The organism is Thermocoleostomius sinensis A174, assembly GCF_026802175.1.
Taxonomy (GTDB): domain Bacteria; phylum Cyanobacteriota; class Cyanobacteriia; order Elainellales; family Elainellaceae; genus Thermocoleostomius; species Thermocoleostomius sinensis.
The window spans coordinates 1,630,399-1,650,779 of sequence record NZ_CP113797.1 but is presented as its reverse complement, the minus strand read 5'-3'; the positions used below and the strand labels follow the sequence as shown (position 1 = coordinate 1,650,779).

At 47.0% G+C, this 20,381-nt stretch carries 19 protein-coding genes; 16 read left to right on the top strand and 3 right to left on the bottom strand.

The genetic code is table 11. The features are described from left to right. Nucleotides 1–269 precede the first annotated feature (269 nt). The 15 genes from OXH18_RS07105 to OXH18_RS07035 all read left to right on the top strand — a co-directional run bounded on the left by OXH18_RS07105 (nucleotide 270) and on the right by OXH18_RS07035 (nucleotide 16,696). Complete coding sequence (locus tag OXH18_RS07105; protein ID WP_268611786.1) at nucleotides 270–1,307, top strand: glycosyltransferase family 9 protein; 1,038 nt, start codon at nucleotides 270–272, stop codon at nucleotides 1,305–1,307. Continuing rightward, nucleotides 1,294–1,824 carry a glycosyltransferase family 9 protein gene (locus OXH18_RS07100; RefSeq protein ID WP_268611785.1) on the top strand — a complete coding sequence of 177 codons (531 nt, stop codon included), beginning with the start codon at nucleotides 1,294–1,296 and terminating at the stop codon, nucleotides 1,822–1,824. Before OXH18_RS07105 ends, OXH18_RS07100 begins: the two co-directional genes overlap by 14 nt. Further along, on the top strand, nucleotides 1,806–2,768 hold the full coding sequence (locus tag OXH18_RS07095) for a glycosyltransferase (protein WP_268611784.1): 963 nt from the start codon (nucleotides 1,806–1,808) through the stop codon (nucleotides 2,766–2,768). Before OXH18_RS07100 ends, OXH18_RS07095 begins: the two co-directional genes overlap by 19 nt. 43 nt (nucleotides 2,769–2,811) lie before the next feature. Continuing rightward, nucleotides 2,812–4,833: a glycosyltransferase gene (locus OXH18_RS07090; RefSeq protein ID WP_268611783.1), complete on the top strand. Its 2,022-nt coding sequence runs from the start codon at nucleotides 2,812–2,814 to the stop codon at nucleotides 4,831–4,833. Between the two features lie 62 nt (nucleotides 4,834–4,895). Next, complete coding sequence (locus OXH18_RS07085; RefSeq protein ID WP_268611782.1) at nucleotides 4,896–5,621, top strand: SDR family oxidoreductase; 726 nt, start codon at nucleotides 4,896–4,898, stop codon at nucleotides 5,619–5,621. Between the two features lie 39 nt (nucleotides 5,622–5,660). Continuing rightward, on the top strand, nucleotides 5,661–6,287 hold the full coding sequence (locus OXH18_RS07080) for a D-glycero-alpha-D-manno-heptose-1,7-bisphosphate 7-phosphatase (RefSeq protein ID WP_268611781.1): 627 nt from the start codon (nucleotides 5,661–5,663) through the stop codon (nucleotides 6,285–6,287). Then, on the top strand, nucleotides 6,284–7,750 hold the full coding sequence (rfaE2, locus tag OXH18_RS07075) for a D-glycero-beta-D-manno-heptose 1-phosphate adenylyltransferase (protein ID WP_268611780.1): 1,467 nt from the start codon (nucleotides 6,284–6,286) through the stop codon (nucleotides 7,748–7,750). The genes OXH18_RS07080 and rfaE2 overlap by 4 nt, the downstream gene beginning before the upstream one ends. A gap of 55 nt (nucleotides 7,751–7,805) precedes the next feature. Then, a complete protein-coding gene (locus tag OXH18_RS07070; RefSeq protein ID WP_268611779.1) occupies nucleotides 7,806–9,008 on the top strand; it encodes a glycosyltransferase family 9 protein in 1,203 nt (400 codons plus the stop codon). Continuing rightward, nucleotides 9,005–9,823 (top strand): glycosyltransferase family 2 protein, encoded by an 819-nt coding sequence (locus OXH18_RS07065; protein WP_268611778.1) that lies wholly within the window; start codon nucleotides 9,005–9,007, stop codon nucleotides 9,821–9,823. The genes OXH18_RS07070 and OXH18_RS07065 overlap by 4 nt, the downstream gene beginning before the upstream one ends. 4 nt (nucleotides 9,824–9,827) lie before the next feature. Further along, a complete protein-coding gene (locus OXH18_RS07060) occupies nucleotides 9,828–12,062 on the top strand; it encodes a glycosyltransferase family 9 protein (protein ID WP_268611777.1) in 2,235 nt (744 codons plus the stop codon). Between the two features lie 75 nt (nucleotides 12,063–12,137). Continuing rightward, complete coding sequence (gorA, locus tag OXH18_RS07055; protein ID WP_268611776.1) at nucleotides 12,138–13,478, top strand: glutathione-disulfide reductase; 1,341 nt, start codon at nucleotides 12,138–12,140, stop codon at nucleotides 13,476–13,478. 10 nt (nucleotides 13,479–13,488) lie between these two features. Beyond that, a complete protein-coding gene (locus tag OXH18_RS07050) occupies nucleotides 13,489–14,772 on the top strand; it encodes a glycosyltransferase (protein WP_268611775.1) in 1,284 nt (427 codons plus the stop codon). Then, nucleotides 14,769–15,878: a glycosyltransferase family 4 protein gene (locus OXH18_RS07045; protein ID WP_268611774.1), complete on the top strand. Its 1,110-nt coding sequence runs from the start codon at nucleotides 14,769–14,771 to the stop codon at nucleotides 15,876–15,878. Before OXH18_RS07050 ends, OXH18_RS07045 begins: the two co-directional genes overlap by 4 nt. 118 nt (nucleotides 15,879–15,996) lie before the next feature. Next, on the top strand, nucleotides 15,997–16,248 hold the full coding sequence (locus OXH18_RS07040; RefSeq protein WP_268611773.1) for a DUF6658 family protein: 252 nt from the start codon (nucleotides 15,997–15,999) through the stop codon (nucleotides 16,246–16,248). A gap of 253 nt (nucleotides 16,249–16,501) precedes the next feature. Beyond that, entirely contained in the window at nucleotides 16,502–16,696 is a 195-nt protein-coding gene (locus OXH18_RS07035; protein WP_268611772.1) for a DUF2795 domain-containing protein, read from the top strand. Between the two features lie 155 nt (nucleotides 16,697–16,851). On the opposite strand, the gene OXH18_RS07030 is transcribed toward OXH18_RS07035, so the two are convergent. Together OXH18_RS07030 and OXH18_RS07025 are read right to left on the bottom strand one after the other, a co-directional pair. After that, nucleotides 16,852–17,664 (bottom strand): SDR family NAD(P)-dependent oxidoreductase, encoded by an 813-nt coding sequence (locus OXH18_RS07030; RefSeq protein WP_268611771.1) that lies wholly within the window; start codon nucleotides 17,662–17,664, stop codon nucleotides 16,852–16,854. Nucleotides 17,665–17,946: 282 nt separating this feature from the next. After that, nucleotides 17,947–18,477, bottom strand: a complete 531-nt coding sequence (locus OXH18_RS07025) for a photosystem I reaction center subunit XI (protein ID WP_268611770.1) — start codon at nucleotides 18,475–18,477, stop codon at nucleotides 17,947–17,949. Nucleotides 18,478–18,843: 366 nt separating this feature from the next. On the opposite strand from OXH18_RS07025, the gene OXH18_RS07020 reads away from it, so the two are divergent. Then, nucleotides 18,844–19,317 carry a TspO/MBR family protein gene (locus tag OXH18_RS07020; RefSeq protein ID WP_268611769.1) on the top strand — a complete coding sequence of 158 codons (474 nt, stop codon included), beginning with the start codon at nucleotides 18,844–18,846 and terminating at the stop codon, nucleotides 19,315–19,317. Here the strand turns inward: OXH18_RS07020 and OXH18_RS07015 are convergent. Next, nucleotides 19,314–20,099 carry a transglutaminase family protein gene (locus OXH18_RS07015; protein ID WP_268611767.1) on the bottom strand — a complete coding sequence of 262 codons (786 nt, stop codon included), beginning with the start codon at nucleotides 20,097–20,099 and terminating at the stop codon, nucleotides 19,314–19,316. The genes OXH18_RS07020 and OXH18_RS07015 overlap by 4 nt on opposite strands. Nucleotides 20,100–20,381: the final 282 nt, after the last annotated feature.

Here is a 20,381-nt window from a genome sequence, read left to right as displayed (position 1 = left end):
TCAATCAATTTTCTTTTCATTTATTCATGAATCAAATGATTTAGCAAACTATCATTACATTTGTGCGTTTGCCCAATCACTAGAACAAAATTACTAAATTATTCGTGCAATTGCCCAATGCACGTGAGGAAGTAGACTGATTAAGATACGCATAGAAATGGCTAGATTACCTAGTAGTCAATCATCAAACCTGAGTCACCACTAATTAGGTCTCTGGTACAGTCTCTTAACTATCAAATGATTATTCATCTAACAATTCCTAACCAGAGATGAGTATCTATATCAATGCCCATCGTCGTTTGGAGCAATTCCTACCACAAAGTATTGTTATTGTCCGATCGCTACCTGGGTTGGGTGATTGGTTATGTGTGATTCCAGCGTTGAGAGCGCTGCGAACTGCTTTACCCAATGCAGAGATCACGTTAATTGGCTTAAAGCAGGTAAATCAGTGGTTGCCACGATTTCAGTGCTATGTCGATCGATGGTTAGAGTTTCCAGGCTATCCTGGCATTCCAGAAGTGCCTTTTTTCGCGGAACGCACTGTAACATTTCTATCGCAAATGCAATTGAATCCGGCTGACCTAGCACTACAATTGCATGGCGACGGATCATGTATTAACAGCTTTACGTTGTTACTCGGCGCAACTCATAGTGTCGGTTTTTTTCCCAAAGAACGATGTCCTGAAGCAGGATGGTTTTTGCCCTATCCAGAGCACGAGTCCGAGATATGGCGAAATCTGCGGTTGATGGAGTTTTTAGGAATACCGCTACAAGGCGACCAGTTAGAATTTCCGCTGCGATCGGCTGATTGGAAAGAGTGGGCAGCACTCGTTGCGACGTATCCTAGCTTGAATAGCCCGTTTGTTTGCATTCATCCTGGAGCTAGCACACCCGATCGACGTTGGTCTGTTGCAGCGTTTGCTCAAGTGGCTGATGCGTTGGCAACTCAAGGACAACACATTGTGTTGACTGGAACCGATGCAGAACATTCTCTCACGCAAGCAGTGGCGGAAGCTATGCAGTTTCCCAGCATTAACTTAGCTGGCAAAACCAGTTTAGGGGCGCTGGCACTTTTGCTCAAACAATCGCGGGGTTTAATTTGCAATGACACGGGCATTTCTCACTTAGCTGCTGCTCTACAAGTCAACAGTGTTGTCATCTTCATAAGCTCTGATCCCCAGCGTTGGGCCCCGCTCGATCGATCGCGACATCGCATGGTGATAGCAACTCAGCATTGCGTTCAGCAAGAAATTGATCAAGTTCTAACTGAGATAGACCGTTGGGAGATGGCTTATGTCCATCAATAGCGTTGCCATAGAACATCTATTAATTTGCTGGACAGAGCCAAATAAGGAGGAATTTCAACATGAAACCAAGAAGTATAAATATTACAACAAGTCGCATTTTTCTCAAGCAATTGACACATCAGATAAGAACCTATTAATACAATTAATAGAAAAACTGCGTAACGTTTTGCCGAATTCTCAACTAACGCTACTAACCTCATGGAATAATCTGATTTGTGAAAATCTAGTAGTTCAAGAGGTATCAACTGTAACCTGGACGTTTCACCAAACTGTTGATTGGTTGCGTCAACACTCATTTGATGCAGCCCTAATTTTTACACCACCGACTCGATCGCCCTATGCAATGGCCTATGCCTGTTACTTAGCGGGAATTCCCATTCGTGTTGGACAGTCCTGCGAATTTGGGGGTGGCGTTCTGTCAATTTGCGTTACTCCTTGCGATACGGACTCGATCGGTGATTTTTGTTGGCATCTGCTCCATTCATCCATTCCAATTCTATGCGGCTCCGAATTTTAACCTGGCATGTTCACGGCAGCTATCTTTACTATTTGACCCAAGCTCCCCATGAGTTTTATTTACCAGTTAAACCCGGAAAACCAGAAGGATACGGCGGACGTTTAGGCGGCTTTGCATGGGGCGATAATGTTCACGATATTGCCGCAGAAGCAGTAGCAACGCAAGAGTTTGACTGCATTCTCTTTCAATCCCGTCGCAACTATCAACACGATCAGTACGAGATTTTGTCGGAGGCTCAACGCCGATTGCCACGCCTGTATCTTGAGCACGATCCGCCGCGCGAACACCCCACCGATACAAAACATGTGGTAGATGATCCCACGATGTTGTTAGTTCATGTCACACACTTCAATCGCTTAATGTGGGATAACAACAGCACCCCTACTTGCGTTGTAGAACACGGTGTTTTGGTACCAGATACCATCCGCTACAGCGGCGAAATTGACCGAGGTCTAGTGGTAACAAATGGCTTACGATCGCGAGGCAGACGACTTGGAGCCGATATCTTTCAACAGGTACGGCAGTCTGTGCCGCTGGATTTAGTTGGAATGAATGCTGAATCGTTGGGAGGATTGGGAGAAATTCCACATGCGCAACTGCCAGCCTTTCAAGCTCGCTATCGGTTCTTTTTTCATCCGGTGCGTTATACCAGTCTGGGATTAGCTGTGTGCGAAGCAATGATGTTAGGTTTACCGATCGTGGGACTCGCGACAACAGAACTTGTAACGGTTGTTGAGAATCAGGTCTCCGGTTATATTTCCACCGACATTGATCATTTAGTTGAACGAATGCAGGCACTGATTGGGGATGTTTCGCTGGCCCGTCGTCTTGGACAAGCTGCTCAAGAACAGGCGCGATCGCGGTTTCACATTCAGCGATTTATTCACGATTGGAATCAAGTGTTTGAACGAGCCATCAGTCAGCAAAGACTGTCCTTAATTTAAGAATTAACTTAGGAACTAAGTTGGGAATCAAAGGATAAAATCTATGACCAAACGTATTGCGCTGATAAGCGAACATGCGACACCACTCGGTATTTTTGGCGGTGTAGACAGCGGCGGACAGAATGTCTATGTGGGTCAGTTAGCTAAACATTTGGCGGCGATCGGCTATCATGTTGACGTTTTCACACGCCGCGATGGTGAACATTTACCAGATATTGTGGAATGGCACCAAGGAGTTCGAGTCATTCATGTTCCAGCTGGTCCACCAGTTCCGCTTCCCAAGGAAAATCTACTGGTTTACATGGATGAATTTACAGCTTTTGTCTTAGATTGGTGTCGTCATTATTCCTCATATGATCTTATTCATGCCAATTTTTGGATGTCAGGACTTGTTGCCGCTAATATCAAGCAGTCTACTGGAATTCCCTTTGTTGTGACATTTCATGCCCTAGGGCGAGTGCGGCGATTGCACCAAGGCTCGGCCGATCAGTTTCCAGATGAACGGTTTGCTATTGAAGATCGAATTGTTCAGGAAGCAGATTTTATTATTGCTGAATGTCCGCAAGATCGCGAAGATTTGGTGCAGCTTTATCAAGCCAACGTCGATCGAATTACGATTATTCCTTGTGGGTTTGATACGACTGAGTTTTGGTCGATCAACAGAACTCATGCTCGGTTGACGTTAGGATTATCGCCCGATGAGTTCATCATTCTGCAACTGGGGCGAATGGTTCCCCGCAAGGGTGTTGATACTGCTATCCGAGGGTTTGCCCATTTGCTCAAGCAAAAAACGATTGCCGCACGATTATTGATCGTGGGTGGAGAATCCGAAACGATTGACCCAAAACTGACACCTGAAATTGGGCGGTTAAGGGCTATTGCTCAAGAACTCGGAATCGCATCTCGCGTTACGTTTGTGGGGCGAAAGGGGCGCGAAGTATTGAAATACTATTATAGTGCAGCAGATGTGTTTGTCACTACGCCTTGGTACGAGCCGTTTGGCATTACGCCACTCGAATCGATGGCTTGCGGCACGCCTGTGATTGGTTCAGATGTAGGTGGCATCAAGTTCACCGTCAAAGATGGCGAAACGGGCTTTCTAATTCCTCCCAACACCCCAGAGTTGTTGGCCGATCGCTTGATGTATCTTTATGACCATCCGCAGTTAACCAACCTCTTAGGACGACAAGCTGTTCGTCGCTGCCATGACCACTTTACTTGGTCAAAGGTGACCAGTGCAGTTGCTGCCTTGTATGAGGAAGTCCTTGCAGATGGCTGTGCCACGGCAGGAATTGAGGCAAATCAATTGGCAATTCTCGATCGTGGGTTTGACTCGATGCTGCAAACGGTTCAGCGGTCTCAGCGCCTTTTACGATCGGACATCCAAGCCGCTGCCCAAGCCATGAGTGCTGCATTCGCTCAAGGGGGAAAACTTTTGCTTTGCGGGAATGGCGGCAGCGCAGCCGATTCTCAACATTTTGCAGCCGAGTTGGTGGGGCGCTTTTGCTGTCCTCAGCGGGCGGGACTTCCCGCCTTAGCACTGACGGCAGATTCGGCGTTTCTGACTGCTTGGGCCAATGATGTGAACTATGACAACATTTTTGCTCGGCAGGTGGAAACGTTTGCCCAACCGCATGATTTATTGCTTGGGATCAGCACCAGTGGCCGATCGCAAAACGTGATTGCGGCGTTCGAGGCAGCCCGACGGCTCAATCTAAAGACAATCGCGCTGTTGGGGGGGGATGGCGGCGAACTTCGAGCAAAAGCCGATATTGCAATCGTGGTACCTACGTTAGAAACCCAGCGGATTCAAGAAGTTCATCTACTGGTGATTCATTTATTGTGCGAACTAGTTGAGGAACATCTGTTGGCAATGCACGATTGTACTTTGCAACAAACCCAGTGGGAGAAAGACGGCTATGGATTTTCGGTAGAACCGTGCTTAGAAAACACGTCCCAACCTAAAGACCCTGCCTATTCTGGCAATTCGCCTCAATCTGTGGCGTCTCCCATGACATCTACTGCCGCTCACAGTTCTAAAACGTTAGTCATTCAAAATCCATAGCCATTTTAGTTAATTTTATCGTTCACGAGCTTGTTCTATTGTATTTGTACGGAGTGAATTACATGGAAACATTACGTGGAAAAGTGGCTCTTGTCACTGGAGGAGCTAGAGGGTTAGGGGTTGCCATTGGTGAAGCTCTAGCCGAAGTGGGTGCGATCGTGATCTTGGCGGACATTCGCATAGACTTGGCAGAGCAGGCAGCCAAAAACCTTCAGGCTAAAGGAATGGAAGCGATCGCCCTATCGCTCGATATTACCAACGAACAGCAGATTGAGTCTGCTATCCAAAAAATTCTAGATCAGCACGGCAAAGTAGATATATTAGTGAACAATGCGGGAACGGATGTCACCTTGCCGGTTGAAGAATTATCGATCGAGGACTGGGATCGTGTGATGAATGTCAATTTGCGTGCTCCCTTTATACTCTCTAAGTTCATACTGCCATTGATGAAACAGCAGGGCAGTGGGCACATTGTTAACATTGCCTCAACTGCCGCTAAACGGGCTTGGGCCAATGCCTCTGCCTACCATGCTAGTAAGTGGGGATTGATGGGGCTAAGCCACACACTGCACGTGGAAGGACGTCCACACGGAGTTAAAGTCACAGCCGTTGTCGCCGGAGGAATGCGCACACCTTTCTTGCTCGATCGGTTTCCTGATATTGATCCGGCTGTGTTGCAAGATCCGAAAAATGTGGCAGACACCGTGCGCTATGTCCTGATGCAGCCATCTGAAACGGTGATTCCTGAGGTAATGGTAATTCCCATGCGAGAAACGTCTTGGCCCTAAATCAAGTTGTGAATTGGTCATGAAATTTGGCATAGAACGATGAGCCAATCTGCTGTTTTCTTAGATAAAGATGGAACTTTGATTGAGAACGTTCCTTATAACGTTGATATCACTCGTATTCGACTTTGTTCTGGTGTTTTAGCTGGATTAAGTCTACTCTCCAAAGCCAACTATCCCTTGTTTGTGATTAGCAATCAATCTGGAATTGCTAGAGGATATTTTTCGGAAGCAGATTTGATAGCGGTTGAAGACTGTTTACAATCCCAGTTAGCACCCAGCGAAGTTGCGCTGAACGGCTTCTATTATTGCCCCCACCTGCCAGACGGTTGTATTTCTGCCTATGCGATCGAGTGTGATTGCCGTAAACCTCGTCCAGGTCTCCTGCAACAAGCTGCCCGTGATCACGCGATCGATCTATCCTGCTCTTGGTTTGTTGGCGATATCTTACATGATGTGGAAGCGGGGCGTGCGGCGGGTTGTCGTACTATCCTGATTGATAATGGCAACGAAACAGAATGGCACCTATCCCCCGCTCGACTGCCGCATCATATTGTTGCTGATTTTGCGGAAGCGGCACAAATTATCTTGACCATCGATCGCATCCACAACAGCATGAAACAGATTCACCCGATTGATTCACTCTCTACCTCACTCAATATCCTATGAGTTCTGACCTACTTGATCTAATCGATCGTTGGAAATCTCTGACGGTTCTTGTCATTGGAGACGCCATGTTGGACTGTTACCTGACGGGTAGTTCCGATCGCCTCTGCCGAGAAGCACCTGCCCCAGTCGTTGCCATTCATCAACGGCAAGATATTCCAGGTGGAGCCGCCAATACAGCCGCCAATTTGATCAGTTTAGGCAGTAAACCACTGTTGTTATCTGTTACTGGGACCGACCATGAGGGCGATCGACTGCGGACTGCATTAGAACAACGTGGGCTGTCTCTGGCTCATCTTTTGCAGTCTGACCGAGCAACGCTGGCAAAGCAGCGAATTATGGCAGGTTCACAAGTTTTGGTGCGCTTAGATCAAGGTAGTACCGAGGCGATCGCTGGTGATTTAGAAAGAACATTCATTGATCAGTTAATCGCTCAGTTTCCGCTTTGTGATGCAGTGATTGTTTCCGACTATAGCTATGGCGTGCTAACACCGCGCATCATTCAAGTTCTTGCTGATTTGCAAGCCCGTTTTCCGCGCACGGTGGTGATTGATTCTCGACGGTTAGAGAACTATCGCACCGTAGGGGTAACCGCAGTAAAACCCAATTATGAGGAAGCGATTCAACTATTAGGATTACCCAAGCAGCTACAGAATCGAGCCGAGCAAATTGCACCTCATGGCGATCGCTTGTTGGCAATCACGGGAGCCGCTATCGTGGCTGTAACGCTGGATTTGGAAGGAGCCATCATCTTTGAAGCAGGACAGCCTCCCTTGCGCACGTATGCCCGCCCTGTGCCGCAAAATCAAACCTCTGGAGCAGGAGATACGTTTATCAGCGCTCTGACTCTAGCACTGGCAACAGGAGCCTCAACCACAACCGCTACTAACCTAGCCACTTCAGCCACCGCGATCGTGGTGCAACAGCCTGGAACAACCGCCTGTAAAGCCGAAGAACTGTGCCAAGCGGTGATTGACGCTACCAGCCGCAGCAAGTTAATTCTCGATCAGTCGGATTTGGCCACCTATATTCAGCAATATCGAGCCGCCGGGCAGCGGATTGTTTTCACCAACGGCTGCTTTGATATTTTGCATCCGGGACACGTGACCTACCTCACGCAAGCAAAAGCCTTGGGCGATGTGTTGATTATTGGTGTCAACACCGACGAAAGCATTCGGCAGTTAAAAGGCATAGGACGCCCTATTAATCCTCTTAGCGATCGATTAATCGTTCTATCAGCATTAAGTTGTGTAGATCACGTTGTTCCGTTTGCCGAATTAACGCCAAAGAATTTGATTCGCATTGTTTGCCCAGATATTTATGTCAAGGGCGGCGACTACACGCGAGAAACCTTGCCCGAAGCGGAATTGGTTGAGGAATTGGGAGGAGATGTACGAATTTTGCCCTATGTAGATAATCGTTCTACCACTCGTCTGATTCATCAAATTCGCACGTTGCATGTTTAAATCACGGTTCAGTCAGAGATAGCATCACACTCAGTTCTTATTGGTTTTTATCATTATGGTTTCCTGGGATTCTGCTAAAAATATTCTCTGCATTCGCTTAGATACAATTGGAGATGTGATCATGACAGTGCCAGCGTTGCGCATGCTGAAACGTGCTATGCCCGATCGACGCCTGACACTGATGACCTCGGCGGCGGGCGCAAGAGTTACTCCGCTGATTCCAGACGTGGATGATGTGATTGTGTATGATGCGCCCTGGCTCAAAGCAACCGAACCACGATCGAACAGCACACCAGAATTTACCATGATCGAGAAACTGCGGCAGTTTCAGTTTGATGCGGCCGTTATTTTCACTGTGTACAGCCAAAATCCGCTGCCTGCCGCCTTTCTTGCTTATTTAGCCGATATTCCGTTGCGCTTGGCCCACTGCCACGAAAACCCTTATCAACTGTTGACCCATTGGATCAAAGATCCGGAACCCGAACAGATGATTCGTCACGAAGTACGCCGACAACTTGATTTAGTGGCTAGTATTGGCTGCGTGGCAGAAACCGAGACAGAACAAGGCGATCGACCGTTTCTCCAGATTTCTGAAACTGCTCAACATCGCGTCCGTACCTTGCTAATTCAGGTAGGCATCAAACTATCGCAACCGTGGATTGTGATTCATCCTGGAGCCACCGCACCGTCTCGTCGATATCCACCCGAAAACTTTGCGATCGTAGCCTGCGCTTTAGTACAGGCAGGAATACAAATTGTTTTTACAGGTACGCAACCGGAAGCAGAACTGGTTCAGGCAATTCAAGACAATATGCAAGTTCCTTCCCATTCTTTAGTCGATCGGCTATCACTCGCAGAGTTAACCGCTTTACTATCTTTATCTCCCTTATTGATCTCTAATAACACCGGACCAGTACATATTGCCTCTGCTATCGGAACTCCCGTTGTTGATCTTTATGCTCTGACAAATTTGCAGCACACTCCTTGGAACGTTTCCCATCGGGTTCTATTTCATGACGTTCCCTGTCGTCTTTGCTATAAGAGCATTTGTCCCGAGACACATCATCATTGCTTGCGTCTAGTTGAACCAAATACTGTTGTAAAAGCGGCTTTAGATTTGTTAAATGAGACTTGCTCAATATCACCGCAAATGAGTGGTTTAGCAATTCCTGCTAATACTGAAACTCAACAAAACTCAATCGCTGAGTTGCATTCTTCTATCTCTCCATCCTTCCGTTTACCCATTCCTATTCCATGACCACTACGGTTGATATCCTCATTCCCACTTATTGTCGTCCAGCGGCATTGGCTGTCACCTTGACCAGTCTTTGTGCGCAAACCTATCAAGATTTTCGTGTTGTGATTTCCGATCAGTCCGACCGAGAGCAAACGTCACTGCAATCTGGCGAAGTACAAACGGTTTTACGAGTGCTGCAAGCCCATGGGCATTCCATTACAACGTACACTCACCTACCCCGGCGCGGCATCGCAGAACAGCGACAGTTTTTACTCGATCAAGCTACTGCTCCCTATGTTTTGTGCCTCGATGACGATCTGTTGTTAGAACCTTGGGTACTCGATCGATTGATGACAGCCATGCAAGCAGAACAGTGTGGTTTTGTGGGGTCGGCTCCGATCGGACTAAGCTTTCAAGATGATGTACGCCCTCATCAACAAATCATTGAATTTTGGCACGGACCTGTGCAACCGGAAATTGTGCGATCGGGGACACCTGCGTGGGAGCGCTACAAGCTCCACAATGCGGCTAATGTCTACCATGTGCAGCAGCACCTCAAACTCACGCCAGAAACCATGCGCAAATATCGCGTAGCTTGGATTGCTGGCTGCGTTCTATATGATGCCAGCAAATTACGCCAAGTTGGGGGGTTTGAGTTTTGGCGAGAACTACCCCCAAATCACTGTGGTGAAGATGTGTTGGCTCAGTTGCGCGTCATGGCTGAGTATGGCGGCTGTGGCATTTTGCCCTCCGGAGTTTATCATCAAGAGTTGCCTACTACCATTCCCGATCGCAGTATGGACGCTCCCCAATTGTTGGGATTGCAGAGAGGATAGCACCATGCCAAACATTCAGCGGATTTTATTTGTTGAATTGCTAGGTGGTATTGGCGATGTAGTTATTGCATTGCCTGCCATTCATGCGCTAGCTCGATCGCATCCTCATGCTCATGTAACTGTTCTCACTTTTGCCCCCGGCGGCGAGTTGCTAACGGCTGATCCATTGATTCATCAGGTGATTTATGCAGCTAAAGGGCAAGCTAGACGCGCGATTGAGCAACTATTAGCTCCAGAATCGCTAGCAGGAACACAAAATTTATTTGATTTGATTGTCTCAGATACTAATTATGACGGCATCACAGATGTAATTCAGACTTATTGCACAATAGCTTACGAAGTATTCCATCATCCTGTCGTTGCAATCACTAATCTATGGCGATCTCCACCTCCAGATGAACGAGTTGGCGATCGATTTCTGACACTACTTGAGAATGATAAATTAATTATCTCTGAAGTGATTGATCGAACTAAAGCGGATATTCACTTGACTTCAACTGAACGAATTGCTGTACAACAGGCGTTAGGTGCACTGTATCGTCCGTTGGTCGTGCTGTGTATAGATGCAGGAATGCCTATTAAACAATGGCCGATCGAGCACTTTATCATAGTCGGTCGTGCTTTGCAGCAACACTATGGTGCAACGGTGATCATTCCGGAGGGAGCAGATTTCAACCAAACTGAGCAAGTGGTGCAGGCGATCGGAGGAACAGCCCAAGTGTGGTCGAGAGGTTCATTGCGTCAGTTTGCGGCGATGCTAGCTGCTGCCGATTTGATGATTGCAGCTGACACAGGGCCGGCTCGTATTGCGGCGGCACTACAGGTTCCTACCATTACCCTATTTGGCCCGTCATGGCACGGTCGCTATGGGCAGCCTGATCCTCACATCAATGTACAGGGTGGTTTAACGTGTTCAGAGCGAGTTATCCATAACTTCACGGAACAACAGTGCTGGTATAGTGGCGAATGTCCGTTTGCTTGGAGGACCTGCCTAGAGGATATTTCACCCGATCGTGTCCTGAAGGCAGCGGCGGCAGTTTTGCAGCGACAACCTCAAGCACAGGAAAAAGCAACCCAGCCGGAAGATTGCTTATCGCAGACAGTACCGATCGCTACACCTGCCTCAGTCGCCGCTTGGAAAACGGTACAGAATGTCTTGATCATGCGCCTCGACAACATTGGCGATGTGCTGATGACCAGTCCAGCATTGCGGGCATTGCGGCAGAATTTGCCCCACACTAAGTTGACGTTAATGGCTAGCCCCGCCGGGGCATTGACGGCTCCATTACTGCCCTGGATCGACGAGGTGCTGCCGTGGCGAGTTGTTTGGCAAGATTTGGGGCGATTGCCATTTGATCCCGATCGCGAATGGTCACTGATTAAAACCTTAACCGACCGTCAGTTTGATGCAGCCATTATCTTTACCAGTTTTAGCCAAAGCCCCCATCCAGCCGGATTCATTTGCGCGTTGGCAGGTATCCCACTACGGTTAGGTGAATCTAAAGAGCAGGATACCCAAACCTTAACTGATGCGGTTCCTACGGCTCCAGATTCTATTCATCAAGTCGATCGTAACTTACGGCTATTAGAATTTATTGACTTTTCTATTGTCGATCGTCGTCTAACGCTACAGATTCCATCCCTTTTTCGTTCATTTTCGCTTCCCGATCGCTATCTTTTATTAAATCCTTGGACAACATGCCAATCTCGTAACTATAACCCTCAACGGTTTGCTATGGCGGCACAACAACTCAGTCAGAAAACAGGCTGGCCGACAGTTGTAACCGGCATGGAAAAAGACCGCGAGCGAGCCGCACCGCTGCTGTCCATTTTGGGAAATTGGGCGATTGATTTAATTGGAGCCACTACGTTATCCGACTTAGTAGCCCTGATTGCCAACGCTCAGCTTGTACTAACCAATAACACCTCAACTATGCACATCGCTGATGCAACCCAAACTCCTAGCGTGGTGTTGTTTGCGGGCACAGAACAGGAACAGCAGTGGCGTCCCCGACACAGCCAATCTCGACTACTCCGTCGTCCTACAGTGTGTAGTCCCTGCTATGCCTTCAGTTGTCCTTACGACTTGCAATGTTTAGACATCACACCTGAAACCGTTGTGGCGGCTGGACTCGACTTATTGCAAGAGGCGGCAATGGAGGTGATGGGCAGGGGTCATGGGGTGGAAATGAAGAATCCGCTTATTCATCCATCCGTTCCGTCTTGCGTCAAGTTCTGACTTGGGACAGTGGTAATTCAACGAATGCCAACTATAGAGTATTTCTGACCCATCATCAACTAAATTCGTCACATCATGACATATAACTACGAGTTACTAATCATTGGCGCAGGTTCCGCCGGATTGGCAGCGGCTAAGCGGGCGGCCAGCTATGGGGTACAAGTCGCGATCGTGGAACAAGAACAATTAGGGGGCGTCTGCACTAATCGAGGCTGCATTCCCAAGAAATTAATGGTTTATGCGGCTGATTTTGCTACTGCAATCGATGATGCTAAGCAATACGGCTGGTCGGTTTCTAAAGGTACTTTTGACTGGCAGCAGTTTATCCACGTTCGCGATCGAGAGCTTGCTCGGATTCATCAATCTCAGCAAGATTCATTGTCTAAAGCAGGCGTTGAGCTGATTCGAGGTCATGCAGCGTTTTTAGACGCCCATACGGTTGCAATAGACGATCGCCCCATCACCGCCGATAAGATTTTGATTGCTGTGGGGGGAAAGCCCAACAAACCACCGATTTCTGGCATTGAATATACTATTACGTCTCGTGAAATGTTCCAGCTTCAGGAATTACCTTCTCACCTAGCCATTATTGGGGGTGGATACATTGGCGTGGAATTTGGTAGCACACTACGATCACTCGGTGTAAATATTACGCTAATAGAAACGAGTGAATATATTCTCTCGGGTTTCGATCATGATATACAGAAAATTGTGCAACAAGGATTGGAACAGCGCGGTATTCAAATTATTCATCAAGCGAAAGCAAGGGAAATCAAACCTGTTGCTAATCGATTACAGCTAACAACTGACGGAAAGACCTCAGAAACGATTACTGTTGATACCATTCTTTGCGCGACTGGGCGAACACCCAATCTAGAGTCTTTAAACTTAGACAAAGCGGGCGTCGCACTGAAGGATAAAGCGATTGCGGTCGATGAATATAGTCGCACCACTCAAGACAATATCTTTGCGGTAGGAGATTGTACCGATCGCCTTCCTTTAACCCCTGTAGCCCGTACAGAAGGTCATGCGTTTGCTGATACGGTGTTTGGTCATCATCCGCGCAAACTTGATTACGAGCGCATTCCGTCGGCAGTATTTGCCCGTCCAGAAGCTGCCAGCATTGGCATGACTGAATCCAGGGCGTGCGAAATCTATGGAGAAGATGCTATTGAATGCGATCGTACCGAATTTACGCCGCTCTATAACCGTCTAAGTGGTTCTAATCAATCAGCCTTATTCAAGCGCGTAATTCATCGCGAAACCGATCGCATTTTAGGAGTTCACTTAGTCTGCGACCATGCGGCCGAAATTATTCAAGGAATTACATTAGCGATACAGCAAGGTGTCACAAAACAGGAAATGAAGCATACAATCGGCATTCATCCTACCTCTGCTGAGGAATTGTTTGAATAAGGTTTCGTGTATGCAGAAAGTTAGGCCAAAGATTGTGTTCATCGCTGGTACTTATCAGCCTCAACGTTGTGGGGTTGCCCATTACACAGCCCGTCTAAGAAACGCCCTTGCACAACATCAGGTGACAACCGAGGTATTGACAACGCAGGCGGCCGCTCAGTCTGTCCAAGATGCTAGTGTGATAGGGGCGCTACAAAACTGGCGATTGTCTGAGTTACAAGCCCTTGTACGAGCAGTACGTCGATCGAACGCCGATATTCTGCATATTCAACATGCGGCTGGAACCTATGGCTTTGATCGATCGATTTTTCTATTTCCGCTATTGCTGCGCGCCAGTGGTTGGCGACGACCGATTGTCACAACAGTGCACGAGTATGGTTGGTGGGAATGGCAGCCCCAAGGTATCCCTCCGGCTTGGCTAGAAGCCTTGAAGCAATGGGGGCAGAAACGCGGTTGGTGGGATCGAGAAGACGGCTTTTTGCTGACTCAAAGCCATGCCATTCTTACAACCAACCATGAAGCAGAAGCAGCCCTGTTTGATCGTTTACCCCATCTCAAATCAAGAGTGCATCGTATTCCCATTGCAGCAAACGTAGGCGTGACTCCGATCGATCGGAGCAAAGCTCGACAGCAATTGCGACGACACTGCGGTTGGGTCCAAGCGACTACCATAGTAGCCTTTTTCGGGTTTCTGCATCCAGTCAAAGGACTCGAAACGCTCCTGTCTGCCTTTCAGCAAGTTCATCAATACCAACCGCAAGCTCGTCTGCTTTTGGTAGGTGGGGTGGAAACGCTGGCATTACCCGGAGAGCAAGCAACTCGCTATTGGCAGCAGCTACACACCAAAGTAGCTGAGTTGGGACTAACCTCGATCATTCACATGACAGGATACTTGGCGACTGAGACAGCTTCTCGTTATTTATCAGGAGCCGATATTGGGGTTCTGCCGTTCCATCATGGCGTCACACTCAAGAGCGGCTCACTCCTGACTCTGCTGTCTCATCACCTGCCTGTTATTGCAACCCACATTGAAACAAGCGATGCAGAACTTAATCCTGAAATCATTCAACCCATTCCGCCCCGTCACGTTAATGAACTTGCCAGCGCCATGCTTGCTTTGATTTCTGATCCGGCTCGATGTCAACAGCTTGCGGAAGCAGGCTATTCCTTTAGCTGTCAGTTCAGTTGGCAAGCGATTACAGCCGCTCATTGGCAGATATATCAATCAGTGTTACAGACTTCAAAATCTGCCCTACAGCCTCTATCTGGTGTCGCCGAGGAGAGTCATCGATGAACTCCGATCGCCCCTTGCGCGTTATTGTTTATACGGATTCTGCTGGCATTGGTGGTGCAGAACTCAGTTTAGGACATTTGGTATCGACGGTTTCCCCAGAAATTGAACTAATTGTTGTTGGCGTGTCCCATGTAGTAGTCAACACCATCGCTGATCGCTGTCCACAGGCAAATCGGATTGTTTTACCTAAGGTTGGTATTGTATCGTTCTTATCGCATCTCAAAACTTTTTGGCAACTGTGCCCAGATGTTATTCATTTCAATCTTTGCACCCCTTGGGCAGGGGCAATCGGACTTGCAGCTGCTTTGTTGGTGCCACAGGCAAGAATCGTGCGCGTCGATCAATTACCCCTACGCACAACGGATGCTTGGACGCTGTGGCGAACTCGCTGGCTATGTCTGCGCGTTGATGCCCATGTAGCGGTAGGTCAAGCCAGTGCGCGTCGGATGGAAGATTTTTATGCACTGGGACGTGATAGCGTCATTTCTATTGCCAATGGTGTTCCTGATCAGCCTACGCCGCCCCCTGCTTGCCACAGCCCCATGATTGTGGGTAGTGTAGGACGGTTAGACGCAATGAAAGGGCATGATATTTTGCTGCGAGCAATCGCCCAAGTAGACCAAGTGCGTGCCATTATTTTGGGCGAAGGTAAATATCGATCGACGCTGGAAACTTTGATCAACGATTTAGGCATCGGCGATCGAGTAGAACTACCCGGTTGGGTCGAGAATCCGCGCATCTATTTACCTCGATTTGACGTGATAGTGATGCCCTCTCGCTCGGAAGGATTTCCCTTGGCAATGGTAGAAGCAATGTTAGCAGCCCGTCCAGTTATCGCTACACGGGTAGGCAGTATGCCAGAAGCCATCCTCGATCAGCAAACAGGATTATTGATTGAGAAGAATGATGTTGATGGGCTTGTAAAGGCGTTGCGTGATTTACGCGACAGTCCAGTCAAACGTCTGTACCTTGGAGAAACTGCACGAAAGATGGCGCTCCACCAGTACACCGTAGAAACCATGACAACCCAGTATGAGCAACTTTGGCATCATGTTCGATCGCGCCCACCAACTCCTCGCCTTTATGTATCTCGTCCCAAAGATTAATATCTTGCAGAAATCCGAATTTTAGATTGGATTGCAAATCTGACCTTAGCGAGAAGTACCATCAACCATCAATCGGTAAGCTCATTGAATATTACTCATGAATAGAATAGGAGAAATCATGGAAAAACTAATTGACTTTGCTCGATCGCTACAGTTAACTCGCTTAGTAACAATTTTGGTAGTAGGAGTTGTCTTATTTTTATCAACTGCTTGTAATACGGGTGACATTCGTGGTGCACGCCCTGATGTGCCACCAGTACAAATGGGTGGACAAAACAACCCTTATAAACAAGGTGGCGATGGCTATACTCAGTACAAGTCATCTACTGATCCCAGGATCAATGATGCAAATGTGCACCAAGGCAGCTAGTCTTAGCCGATAGAATCTGTAACAAACATCACTAGGTTTATGAGGAATGATTGACGATCGTTCCTCTTTTTATCATTAAAAGATCTAGCAAGCAGTCGTGAAGATTCTAGTTGTCTCGAACATCACAACTGCGATGCATGCTGAGGTCAACATCCTGATAGATTTCTACTACCCAAAAAACAAACCTTTAGAACGACTCACCTAGTTAGATATAAGATTTATAATTTCACTGCAAATTGAGAACAACATAGTCATGACTAAAATTAACCCAATTCAGTTACAAATACATCTTAAAGGTATGAACTATCCTGCTAGTAAAGAAGAGTTAGTTCAGTATGCTAAAGAGAATGGAGCAGATGAAAATGTTTGTTCTGCTCTTGAGCAATTGCCCGACGAAGAGTATGAAACTCCAGCAGATGTTAGTAAAGCAGTAGGAAAAGTCGAGTAATTCATGAGAAGCAACTAACCAATCGTCCCTTACAGGAGCAGTTCACTCTACTTCCATAGACAGGAGCAGGGAGGTCAGATCAGAAATCCCTCACACATTTTAGGTGAGGGCAGAGGAGTTTTTGCAACGGTTGCTAGGTGAATATATGACAGATTTCAATCTCTATTCCTAAATATGAGCCGCATAAAACGCTGCATCATACCCGGCAAAATTGCGTCTGCGACAATTGATAACTTCGCAGACCCAACTATCACTTCAGCACGTTGATGCTTTACTCCATTCCAGATGGCATTCGCTACATCGTCTGGCTTTTCAACAACTGGTATCCGCAGAACTTGTTCAATTTGCTGTTTACGATCGACAACATCTTGAGTGTCATTGCCGCGAAAAATAGCGCGGTCTAAAAAATCGCTTTTGATCAAATTTGGATAAACGCCACAAACATGGATGCCCTTAGGAGCCAATTCTGCATGAAGTGCTTCTGTGAAACCTGTGATGGCAAATTTGCTCGTTGTGTAAGGTGTTAAATAGGGAATTGCCGTTTTGCCGCCAATCGAACAGACATTGACAATCGTGCCACTACCTTGTTGCAAAAGATGGGGCAGTAGTGCATGAACTGTATGGATGTATCCCCATAAGTTGGTATCAATCGTTTGACGCCAATCATCTAACGAAAACCGGGCAACGGGGCCTGAAATATAAATTCCAGCATTATTTACTAAAACATCGATCGAGCCATATTTATCCAGTGCTGTATTAATCAAAGTACTTACCTGTTCAAACAACCGTACATCTGTGGGCACTGCCAATGCCGATCGTCCTAAAGCTTGAATTTCATTGGCTACAGTTGCCAATTGCTCAGAATGACGAGCCGCTAAAATTACATCATAACCGCGATGTGCAAACACTAAGGCTGTTGCTTTACCAATGCCCTCAGACGCACCAGTAATTAAAACAGTAGGAGACATTATTTACCTCTATAACGACTTGAGTAGATTAGACCAATTCGTTCTGACATGAATCTCTCCTCTGTGAGGATGTTGCCTCTCGAGGGGAAGCAATCAATTGCATAGTCAGCAATGCAGTTCCAGATTCGGGAATGGACACTACACAAATAGCCGCAAAAACCGTACAACTAGAAAAAACATTTATCAGATATTGCAAAGACGCTACAACGAGCTAACCCCGTGCAACGTCTTTGAAACCCCCATATGAATCATCTGTTAACAACTTCTGAACCGAACCAGTATTTAAGACACAATGTTCAAGAAGTTACCAAATACGTCTATGTTAGCCAAAATAAAGTACGCAACAATTGCACCGCCAACACCGCCCATAAAGAATCCACTGGCGTATTCGTTCCAGCCATCTTGGGAATCGAATGCCGCTGGTGGGTTGGGAGTTGTGATAGTAGCGACAGGTTTCGGAGGATCACTCGCGGCGTACAATGAAATGGCTAATGTTGAGATTAAAATAAGGCCGATCGTAGCAAATAGCGCGGCTAAACTACCAACTTCACTGTATCGCAAAGGATTGAACTCAAAGAAGGGCCCGACCAACCAATAACCATGAGCCAATCCCACTTCTAACCCGCGACGCTGAGGCGACAAGCCGCGGCGATACGCTGGCAGGTTGTTGATTAGGACTCGGGTAAAGCCAGAATAGTTGATAGGAGTTTCTAAATTACCAACTTGCGGATCTGGCGCAGAATGCACAACTTCCCGATTTCTGATGTCACCCGGACGATCTTTTGAGCGATCTACTGTTTCAGCAGGTCCCATATACGTACTCTTAGCTAAACAACATTAAGATAGTGAACAGTAGCTTAGAAGGTTTCTTGACTAGCAACATCTTTCGCTAGCTACAAACCCATAGAATCAGTTGTGATGCGGTCAACACATACGAACTTAACGATGTATTCAAGTGCCCTTAAAAGGTCATAAGAGAGAAAGAAAATATCCCTTTTTCTAGACTTCAATTTGCAGCACATGCAAGATAGTAAAGGTGAGAATTGTAAACTTGGAGTTGCAACTGAAATACGATTGAGGAATTGATTGTCAATAAAAACGAACACCATTCATCCTTTTGAGGAGTTGTAGTTGATTCTGGCTACTATGTTATTGGCAAGTGAATAGGAGGACTAACAGATGTTTATCCCCTGGATTGTGATTGGTGGAATAACCTTGCTCGTTGCGTTCGGCAGTTTTTTGATCCGGCCTCGTGACATTCCTTGGGCTACGAAGCTCGATCGTCCTAAATGGTTATTTTTTGAACCTGCTATTCCACTAATCTGGACAACTATTTTTGCTTGTGGTGCTTGGTCAGCGGGGTTAGTCTGGCAACAAAACCCTGGCAATTTGCGGACTTGGCTATTGATGGGTATCTATCTTTTGGTAGAAATTGTTACAGTCGCCTACATCCCTGCTACGTTACGGTTACGCAGCTTAGCTGTTGGAACCATCTTAGGAGGACTCGGTTTTGCTCTGGGAGCAATACTGGCACTAATGGTTTGGGACATTTCCCAGCAAGCAGCGTTGCTGTTGTTACCCTATCTAATCTGGAGTCCGATCGGTACTTTAACAACGAGGCGGATGATTGATTTAAACCCAGAAGCCGCTTAAACCGATTTAGCATTTACCCACACTTTCATCTCCAGCAACTGCATCGCTCCAAACTGGGTGGACAGAGCCACATCGGCCGCATCACGCCCATAGGCGATCGTCACACGATTCCCTTTTGGTTCTACTTGGGTAGCATCAAAGGTATACCAACGATCGCCGACATAGGCTTCAAACCAAGCGTGTAAGTCCATTGGCTCTAACTGGTACAAGTATCCGACTACCATCCGTGCCGGAATGTTGAGACTACGGCAGAGGGCCATTCCTAGATGGGTAAAATCGCGGCAAACTCCGATTTTGCTTTTTGCCGTATCTGCGGCAGAAGTGGATGCATTACTAGTTCCGTACTCATACGTCACATTAGACTGAATCCACTGGCGGATTGCCTCTACTTGAGCATAACCAGGGGTTGCCTCTCCTACAATATCTAACGCTAAGCTGCCCAACTTGTCAGATTCACAATACCGACTAGGCAGCAAGAATTGCAACACCTGTTCTGGCAACTGCTCCACGGGAACATAGGAAGCTGTCGTATCAACATCAATTGTATCAGCGGTTTCCACCATTGCGGCTGTATGAACTTGAAAGGAACCCGGCGGCACCACTAAACGCTGGCACAAATTGCCATAACTATCAGTGTATTCCACCACAGGAACACTAGGTTGTAGCAAATATTCCTCGCGAATGATCCATTGCCCGTATCCACTACGAGGTCTAAGCATAAACACGACTGGGGTTGGCGTCGTCGCTTCAAAGAAAATTTGACACCCTGCATCAAGCCGCATCCTGACCTCCGATCGCGGGAAACATTAGCATTCTAAACAGTCTTCAGATATATCAAACCTAAGTAAGTTTCACCGTGTTCTTCATAACATTTATTGCTGCTTATCTGAAAGCTTTATCAAAGCAGGGCTATCGTTATCCGCAACTTGATGCGTCAGGCAGAAATTAAACCGGCAACCGATCGCTTAAAGCAAGAATAGCTCTATAGACGATTGTTTTCTCTTACCCGACTCGCCCATAAAAAAGTTCCCTAGCCTTGTGTTTAGGTTTACTTTGGGTTACAT